The organism is Pontibacter amylolyticus (assembly GCF_014638845.1).
Classification (GTDB): Bacteria; Bacteroidota; Bacteroidia; order Cytophagales; family Hymenobacteraceae; genus Pontibacter; species Pontibacter amylolyticus.
In genome coordinates this window covers 179,058-188,411 of sequence record NZ_BMFP01000007.1, presented here as the reverse complement: position 1 = coordinate 188,411, position 9,354 = coordinate 179,058, and the positions used below count along the sequence as shown (strand labels likewise).

General features: G+C 49.7%; 6 protein-coding genes and 1 other RNA gene. 2 read left to right on the top strand and 5 right to left on the bottom strand.

Features of this window, described 5'->3' with window-relative positions; genetic code table 11:
* Positions 1–137: 137 nt before the first annotated feature.
* From rnpB to IEV97_RS17180, 3 genes are all read right to left on the bottom strand, one after another.
* Positions 138–530: RNase P RNA component class A (rnpB, locus tag IEV97_RS17190), an RNA gene on the bottom strand.
* Between the two features lie 191 nt (positions 531–721).
* On the bottom strand, positions 722–1,681 hold the full coding sequence (locus IEV97_RS17185) for a DUF2027 domain-containing protein (RefSeq protein ID WP_188502722.1): 960 nt from the start codon (positions 1,679–1,681) through the stop codon (positions 722–724).
* Between the two features lie 113 nt (positions 1,682–1,794).
* Entirely contained in the window at positions 1,795–2,718 is a 924-nt protein-coding gene (locus IEV97_RS17180) for a DUF2279 domain-containing protein (protein WP_229734008.1), read from the bottom strand.
* A gap of 243 nt (positions 2,719–2,961) precedes the next feature.
* Here IEV97_RS17180 and IEV97_RS17175 point away from each other — a divergent pair, with 243 nt between their 5' ends.
* Together IEV97_RS17175 and IEV97_RS17170 are read left to right on the top strand one after the other, a co-directional pair.
* Complete coding sequence (locus tag IEV97_RS17175; RefSeq protein WP_188502721.1) at positions 2,962–3,633, top strand: response regulator transcription factor; 672 nt, start codon at positions 2,962–2,964, stop codon at positions 3,631–3,633.
* Positions 3,634–3,645: 12 nt separating this feature from the next.
* Positions 3,646–5,013 (top strand): sensor histidine kinase, encoded by a 1,368-nt coding sequence (locus IEV97_RS17170; RefSeq protein WP_188502720.1) that lies wholly within the window; start codon positions 3,646–3,648, stop codon positions 5,011–5,013.
* 70 nt (positions 5,014–5,083) lie between these two features.
* Here the strand turns inward: IEV97_RS17170 and IEV97_RS17165 are convergent, their stop codons facing one another.
* Both IEV97_RS17165 and IEV97_RS17160 read right to left on the bottom strand, forming a co-directional pair.
* Positions 5,084–8,233 carry an efflux RND transporter permease subunit gene (locus IEV97_RS17165; protein ID WP_188502719.1) on the bottom strand — a complete coding sequence of 1,050 codons (3,150 nt, stop codon included), beginning with the start codon at positions 8,231–8,233 and terminating at the stop codon, positions 5,084–5,086.
* 6 nt (positions 8,234–8,239) lie between these two features.
* Positions 8,240–9,346, bottom strand: a complete 1,107-nt coding sequence (locus IEV97_RS17160) for an efflux RND transporter periplasmic adaptor subunit (protein ID WP_188502718.1) — start codon at positions 9,344–9,346, stop codon at positions 8,240–8,242.
* Positions 9,347–9,354: the final 8 nt, after the last annotated feature.

Here is a 9,354-nt window from a genome sequence, read left to right as displayed (position 1 = left end):
GCTTACTTTTTGTGTCAAGACAAAAAGTGAGTGCCCGCCGCACAGGCGAAGCAATGAAACTAATTAGTGTGCTATGCCTGCAGAATTGGCTATGCTAACCAAAAAAGGGAAATTTTATAAGGAGATGTGAAAAAAAGTTTAACAGCAAGCCTGTAAGCCGGGTTCTGTCGTAAGGCCAAAGCCCAACGTCTTATCATTTATCTAGGCCTGCACTCGCGCGCAGGCTCCATCGACCTACCCACTGACATCGGACGAGCAGCCCTTAGCCCCGCCGAAGCGAGACGCTGTCAGCCTATTTGGTCTTTCAACTCCTAAGGTTTACCCAGCCGGACTGGTCACCCAGCCGCTGGTGCGCTCTTACCGCACCTTTTCACCCTTACCAGTTTTACAACTGGCGGTTTTTTTCTGTGGCACTGGCTGTAACCTTCCCGTCTCCCGGAAGGCCCCTTCCCGTTAGGAAGTAGGATGCTCTGTGTTGCCCGGACTTTCCTCTCCTCCCTTGCGGGAGCAGCGATAAGACGGCTTGCTGTTAAGCTTTCTATACCTGCAAAGGTATGATTAATTGTTGATGGTTAAATTGTTAAATTGTTGAAAGGGGGTTATAGTTCCTTTTACCAAGAGACAAACATGGACAGAACATCGTCACTTAGCCATTAACAAATATGCTAATGGGTGCTGTAGAAAAAACAACAATTTAACCATCAACAATTTAACAATTAATTTACCTAAGTCTTACCAATGTCGCGCCATACCCGAACTTCTCCTTTTTGGCGTCTTCGAAGAAGCGGATGCCTGGCGTGCGGCTCAGGATTTTCTGGATTTCTTTGCGGAGCACACCGTTGCCTGAACCATGAATAAAGATGATCTCGTGCATGTTGGCGGCCATGGCGCGATCCAGCGCGTCCTGGAACCGCTCGAGTTGAAGCTTTAGCATGGCGCTGTTGCTCATACCTGTATGATCCTCGACCAGCTTCTCAATATGCAGGTCTACTTCGTGCTCGGGCGCCTGTACTTTTATATTCTCTTGTGCTGCGGGCTTTTCTGAAAGCTGTTCTTTTATCTTATCGGTGTCTACGGCCACCGGTTTGGTGTCGAGCTGGAAGAGGTAGGCTTCCTTGTTGAGGACCGGAGCGGTTTTCTTGCTTTTGTAGAATGAGTTGGCGCGGAACTGTATCTTCTTGGTTACCGGCTCAAACAGACTCGGAGCGCCATTGCGGTGCTGCAGAAACTGCACGATTAGTGTCGGCCATTTCTCAAAGTCCTTCATGTGGTAGTGGCTCACAACGCGGCTCGCTTTCGGAGCCAGTTTGTCGTTTTGCAAACCGCGGTATTGGTTGTTGCGCTCTTCGCCAGAAGTAAAAAGTACATCGTAATCGGTATTGTTCACAACCGTGGCGGCCAGCAACTCTTCTGACTGGTGCACCATGGCCAGGTAGATGCCCTTTTCGGCAAATACAGGCGCTGGCGGCTCTTTGCGGGCAGTTTGCTTTACGTATGCCTCCGGCTCGGTATTGCGGAAGGCTTTGGCTTCTTCTGGCGCGATCAGCACGATCTCCCGACGAGAAACAGGTATAGTGAAGTCATTATCAATGGCGACTTCTACAATGTTATTGTCCATTATGCGGGTGATGATGCCTTCCTCACGGCCTGACATCAGGCGTACGCGATCTCCTACGTTCATAGTCTTATGTGTTTAATGCCAAGGTATAAGCCGTTGCTGGCTATACCTTGGTGTGTAAGTACAAATGATTTTACACAAAGATACGATTTGTGCAGCGGAATAACCGACCAGATTTAGAAGTATACCGGATGGAAGCGCAGGCCCTCTGTGCGGTTGTACTCCAGTGCCGGAGCCGGGATTTTGATGATGCTGAGCACGTACAGCGTGGTGTTGAGCACTTTGCTGCGGCCCTTGAAGTGCATCAGGTTAAGGTCAGGACTAAGGTAAAACTGCCGGCGTGCGTTAAACCCGCGGGCCTTATTCAGTTTCGGGTCGTTGTACACCATACCCTCCGCGCCGTAGCCTACGGCTATACTCAGCCACTTGGGGTATTTGCTTTCCTCTTTCAGAAAATCTCCTACATTTACAGAGAGCCAGTAAGTCTGCCCGTTGTAATCTTTAAGCGTTTGCTCGGGCAGGGTATGGCCCAGCACATTCGGCCGCTCCGCAGCGTATCGGGTCGTCTGAAAAGAGAATTTGGGCATGATTCGCACTTCCCCCCAGGCCAGTTCCTGTGCCACCACTGCTACCGAACCGACCGTGTTGGCAATGGCGTCGCCCACCGATGCACCGTAATCCGCCTGGAAGCCGTCGAAAATTTCGATGGGTGTTTGCAGCATGATGCCCGTAAGTCCGCCGTACAGGATGGCTTTTTTATCGGGTACACCCGCCCAGCGCAACAAATCTATACCTGCGCGACTCTCGTGGAAGGCGCCCCAGAAGTGACCGGCTTTGTCCATTTGCTTCCATTGCCGGTTATCGTTGAAGAAGTGGAAGTTCGTTCGCTCCTGATCTTTGTACCACGCTTTGTTCAGGGATACCAGCATGGCTGTATAACCCACCGTAAAGCCGGTGCCAAGGACCAGCAGCCTTTCTTTGTTCACAGCAGTGGCCGTAGAGTCAGATGAAGCGGCTATACCCTGCAAGGGTTGGAGCAGGAGCAGCACACAAAGCCAGAAGAGAAGCAGGTAGCGGTACATCAGGCCAAAGATACACATCCGTCCGAAATACCATGCGTCATACCTACGTCTGCTCGCCCTTAAATCAGGATTTAATTCCTCTTTTAATCCCCCTTTAATATGGTGGCTATACCTTCGTAAGGAGCCTTCCTTAAAGTATATGAATTGCCATTGGTGTTGTCTTGCATACAGTGAATTCCCTCCCTGGTCTTGTAGCGAAACATTATGGAGGGAGGTTATTTAGGGAAGAAACAGGTATCTTAGGGATTCTAAAGAAACACGATGAATATTCTGGTTGTTGAGGATGAGCCAAACGTAGTGGCCTTTGTTAAAAAGGGCTTGCAGGAGCAGTCGTATGACGTGGATGTTGCCTACGATGGTCAGACTGGTTTAAGTCTTGCCCTGCAAAAAGAATACGCCCTGATCGTGCTGGACGTGATCCTGCCAAACAGTAACGGCATACAGGTATGCAGCGAAATCAGAAAGCATAACCTGCACGTTCCTATCCTGATGCTCACCGCTCTGGGAACCACTGAGGATGTAGTAAAGGGTTTGGATGCGGGTGCAGATGACTACCTTACGAAGCCCTTTAAGTTCAAGGAGCTTCTGGCGCGCGTCCGGGCGCTGACAAGAAGAAGCAACCTGTCTCTTTCAAGCGGTAAACTAACTATTGCTGACCTGGAAGTAGATCTGGATACCAAAGTCGTCACACGAGGCGGTAAAGAAATTAACCTGACCGCAAAAGAATTCTCCTTGCTGGAGTACTTTATCCGCAACAAGGGCAAAGTGTTGTCGCGCCTCGACTTGCTCGAAAACGTGTGGGAGCTGAATTTTGACCTTAGCTCCAATGTGGTGGATGTCTATGTGAATTATCTCCGGAATAAAATCGACAGAGACTTTGATAACAAGCTGATCCATACGGTTATCGGAATGGGATACGTGCTCAAAGTATAAATCGGTATCAGCATGACCTTCAGAACCAAACTGGCCCTTTCTTTCACCCTGCTGTTTGCTGCAATTTTCTGCATCACCGGTATAGTAGTCTATTACTTTTCGGAACGCTATACCAAAAACGAATTCCACGAAAGGCTCCATGACAGGGCACACATTGCCGCTCAACTATACCTGGACGAGGATGAGTTAAGTCCGAAAATGATGCAGCGTGTAAGAGAGCAGTATACCAAATCATTGCCTGAGGAACAGGTTCATATTTATGACAGTACCCGACAACCAGCCTTTAAACTAGGAGAGATTGATCTGGTAGGGCTGGATGATAACTTTGACAGGCTTGACGAGAAAGGGTTTATCGAGTTCACTACGAATAAACGGCAGTGGGTGGGATGGAAATTTGATGACAACCAGGGGCAGTTCTATGTACTTGTTTCAGCGGAGGACTTGTATGGGCAAAGCAAACTGGTGAACCTGGGGCGGGTACTGCTTATCAGTTTTTTAGGCAGTTTGGCATTGGTCATAATGGGAGGGCGTGTCTTTACAAGACAAGTTGTGCAGCCTATCAACGATATTGTGTGGGAGGTAAACAAGATCCGGGCCTCTAATCTGCACCTGCGGCTGAAAGAACAGGGGAGGAGAGATGAGATAGGCAACCTGGTTCACACGTTTAACAAAATGCTCAACCGGCTTGAGATGTCTTTTGAGATGCAAAAGAACTTTATCTCCAACGCCTCACATGAACTTCGTAATCCCATAACTGCCATCAGCGGTGAGATAGAAGTGACGCTGTCGAAGAAACGCAGTCCGGAAGAGTACATCCAGTCGCTGGAAAGCATGCAACGCGAAACGGAGCGGCTTAAGAAGCTCACCAGCGACCTGCTCGGATTAGCACAGACGGGTTTTGACGGAGATACTATGCCGGAAGAGCAGCTGCGCATCGATGAAGTACTAATGGAGTGCCTGTCAGACGTGCGTTTTGCCTATCCTGAGCAAGCTATCAACCTGGATTTGCAGCAAATGCCTTCCGAGGCCGGAGCGCTTGAAATCAGCGGAAACAAAAGCCTTTTGCAGATTGCTGTCACCAACATACTGGAGAATGCCATCAAGTTTTCAAACGGCGATGAGGTAACCATATACTTGGCAGCTAATGAGCAGGGCGCGAAATTAATAGTGAAGGATAAGGGGATAGGTATACCTGAACAGGAGCAGCCTCACATTTTTCAGACTTTTTATAGAGCCACCAATGCCCGCAGTCATCAAGGTTCTGGCATCGGCCTTTCGCTTACCGAGAAAATCATGAAGCTGCATGACGGCAGTATTGAGGTAGCATCAGCAGAAGGTAGCGGCACGCAGGTAACTTTATACTTCCCGGGCAAGGTATAAAAGTAAAGGTGGCCATCAGCCACCTTTACAAGCAAGGGTTATTGTCTCACTAAACAAATAACACCAAACCTCAAACTAATGACGGTGCGCCACTCTGAAGCCTGAGCTTTTGCTGGCGACGCTCTTTCTTTTTGATTTCCTTTTTATATACCGTGTCCACGATCAGGGGGAAGATCAGCAGGGTAAGGATGGTAGCACTTGTCAGGCCGCCAATTACGACGATAGCCAGTGGCTTCTGTGTTTCTGAACCAATACCAGTTGAGAGAGCAGCCGGCAACAGGCCCAGCGCAGCCATCATCGCCGTCATTACCACCGGTCGGGTACGTTCTGCCACGCCTTCTTTAATGGCTTGCATCAGCGGCATACGCTCTTCCAGGTTCTTCTTGAATACCGCAATCAGAATCACCCCATTCTGCACGCATATTCCCAGCAGGGCGATAAAGCCTACACCTGCCGAAATACTGAAATTCGTATTGGTGATGAGCAGGGCCAATATTCCCCCGATGAGGGCAAAGGGTACATTCAACAACACCAACAGTGCATCGCGTGAGTTGCCGAAGGTGATAAACAGAATCAGGAAGATAAGCAGCAAACTTACCGGCAGTACTTCTGTCAGGCGTTCGGTAGCCCGTATTTGGTTCTCGAACTCACCTTTCCACTCCAGGCGCATGCCTTTATCTAATTGCACCACCTGGCCTACTTTATCTTGTGCTTCTTTGATGGTGCTACCCAGGTCACGCCCCCGCACGGAGAACTTAACAGCTACAAAGCGGGCATTGTCTTCGCGGTAAACAAAGGCAGGTCCGGTGAGGGTCCCAATGGTGGCAATCTCTTTTAGTGGGATGCTGCCGCCATTGCTCATGGGCACCAGCAAATTACCTAATTGTGCTTCGTCCTGTCGGTAATCTTTCATATACCGGACACGAATGTCAAACTTTTGCTCCCCTTCGTACAGTTCACTGGCCGCTTTCCCGCCAATCGCCATTTCGATGACGGATTGGCAATCGGCTGTGCTGATTCCATAGGTGGCCATGCGCTGCTGGTCCAGCTCAATGCGCAGTTCAGGCTGGCCAAGTAACCGGATGACTCCCAGGTCGTCTATACCTTCCACATGGGCCAGGATGTTGTTGACAGTGTCCGCCAGTGTTTCCAGCTTCTGCAGGTCGTTCCCGAAAATCTTGACCGCCATCGAGCCCTTCACCCCAGAAACAGCCTCTTCCACATTGTCCATGATTGGCTGCGAGAAGTTGAAACTGATGCCCTGGTATACCTCCAGCCGGTCTTTCATTTCCTCCGTCAGTTGCTGCTGGGTAATCTTGCGGGTCCACTTACCCTTCGGCTTCAGGTCCACGTGCAGCTCTATGTTGAAGAAGCCGGTCGGGTCGGTACCGTCGTTTGGCCGCCCGGTCTGTGACAGCACCTGATTCACTTCATCAAACTGCATGATCGTTTTCCGAATCTTCTCGGTCATTTCAATGGACTGTTCCAGCGAGGCACTCATCGGCATACTGGCACGCACATATACAGCTCCCTCGTTCAATTGGGGCAGAAACTCTGTCCCCAGAAAGCGGAAGCAAAACAGACCTGTAACTAGCACCACGCCTGCCACTGCCAGGCTGGCTCTTTTGTGCAGGTAGGTGTAGCTGAAGGCATTGTATACCTTGCTGTTAAGGAAGTTTACAAAAGGGTTGTTCTTTTCTTTTACGTTTCTGTTGAGCAGGTAACTCGATAGCACAGGCACCAGCGTAAGCGTGAAGATAAGCGCCCCTAGGAGAGCGAAGCCCAGTGTGTAAGCCAGCGGAGAGAACATTTTGCCTTCGACTTTCTCAAACGCGAAGATGGGCAGCAGCGCCGTGATGATAATGAGCTTGGAGAAGAAGATAGATTTACCAAGATCGGAGGCAGTGCCTTTGATCAGACCGCGTTTTGAAAGCCGGTTGAATCTGGGCATTCCCATTTGGTGTGCTTTCTTGTCCAGCATCACAAACAAGCCCTCTACCATCACCACGGCGCCATCTATGATAATACCAAAGTCAATGGCACCCATGGAGAGCAGGTTGGCGGACATCCCGTTGAGGCGCATGCAGAAAAAGGCAAAGAGCAGTGACAGCGGTATGATGATGGCGACAATCAGGGTGGTGCGCCAGTCCGCCATGAATATGAACACAATGATGGTGACAAGCGCAATGCCTTCCAACAGGTTCTTGGTCACGGTGCTGGTTGTAAAGCCAATCAGGGTAGAACGGTCATAAAACGTATCAATCTGCACATCGGAAGGCAGTACCAGTTCATTCAGTTCTTCAATCTTAAGTTTCAGGGCGTCGAGTACCTGGCTCGGGTTTTCGTTCTTGCGCATGACCACTATGCCCTGCACCAGGTTTTTGTCGTTATCGCGCCCTACATAACCCAGACTTGGCAAATGCGACTCGTGCACTTGCGCCACGTGTTTGATAAGTACCGGTACGCCATTCCGGTCGCTCACAATTACATTGTTGATCTCGTCAATGTTATTGAGCAGCCCGATACCGCGCACAACGTACGACTGGCCATTTTTCTCAATGACATCGCCGCCAACGTTCACATTGCTGTTTGCGATCGCCTCATAAATATCGATAGCGGAGATGTTGTACTTGGCAATCAGGTTGGGGTCTACGCTTACTTCATAAGTCTTTACCTCACCTCCGAAGCTAACCACATCGGCCACACCCGGGACGGCTTTCAACTGGCGGTCAATCACCCAGTCCTGTATTGTTTTGAGTTCGCGTACATCCTTCGTGTCACTCTTTAAGGTATAGCGGAAGATCTCGCCTGTTGGTCCGGCAGCAGGTTGCATTTCGGCATCTATACCCTCGGGTAAGTTTACGAGGCTTAGCCTGTTGGCTACCTCCTGGCGGGCCACAAAGTCCTCTACTTCGTCTTCAAAGATCATGGTTACCACCGAAAGCCCGAAGAGCGAAATAGAACGCAGACTGGTTTTCCGCGGCACAGAGCTCATCTCCCCCTCAAGAGGTATCGTGACAAACTTTTCAACTTCCTCAGCGCTTCGGCCAGGCCATTGCGTGATGATCTGTACCCGTGTGTTGGTTACATCCGGAAATGCTTCGATGGGCGTGTTCAGGTAGCTGATGATACCGGCTACTACCAACAGACCAGTTGCAAAAAATACGAAGACGCGGTTCTTGAGTGAGAACCCGATAATGCTTCTGATAAATGAATTCATAGCCTGTTATTTTGAGTTGTTTGCCTGGAATACCAGCAGGGCATAATCTGTCACTACCTGTTCGCCCTCCTGCAGCCCGCTCAGTATGTAGGCTTTTTTGTCTGATGTATGGTAGAGCTGTACCTCACGCGTCTCGAGGTCGCATTGCTTGCGGTATACGGTTACATAGTTTCTGCTTCTCTCCATCACCACGGCATCGGCAGGTATAGCCAATAGCGAACGGTTTTCCGGGTAACGTACCGTTACATTGGCAAACATCTCCGGCTTCAACTCAAAATCAGCATTTTCAAGGCGAACCCTAACTTTCATCACACGCGTCTCGGGGTCGAGCACATTAAAGATCTTGTCAATTTTCCCCTTAAAGATTTTGCCCGGATAGCTTAAAGCTGTTACCTCTGCCTCGTAACCTACCTTCACTTTTGAGATATCCGTTTCATACACATTGGCCAGCACCCATATCTCATTCATATCCGAGATGGTGAAGAGATTGTCTGTGTTGTCAGGCCGTACCTGCATGTCGGTGTTTACATTTTTCTCTACAATAAACCCAGCGGCCGGGGCCTTGATGACATACTCGGAACCATTGCCGATGCTGTAGATACTGAAGATCTCTTTTATCCGCTTCAGGCCAGCTTCTGCATTTTGTTTTTCCTGCTTTGCCATGACCAGATCCCGTTCGGGCACTAAGCCGGCCTCATGCATATCCTGTGTTACTTCCAGGTTCTTCTGTGCTGTCAGCAGGTTTGTTTTAGCGCTCATCATCTGCTCTTCAAAATCTGCCACTTCACCACTCCGGATCACGGCAAGCGTTTGGCCTTTTTTCACATAGTCGCCCAGTTCGGCTTTTACCTGCACGACATGGCCGCCCACCATCGGAAAAATCCTGAATACGCGCTGGTCTTCGAACGTTACCTTGCCAGATAGGTGCAGTGCGCTTTGTACTTCCTGCATGCTGGCAGTATCCAGCCGTATCATGCTGGAAAGTGTGTCAGAAAGGCAAAACTCTGTGGGTATAGTCGTTGCCACCACCGGCTTTGTATCACAGCTGTTTAACAGGATAGCTGCCGCACCTGCACTCAGTAGTAGCGCGCTGCTTTTTAGTATATGCTTCATGATTAATG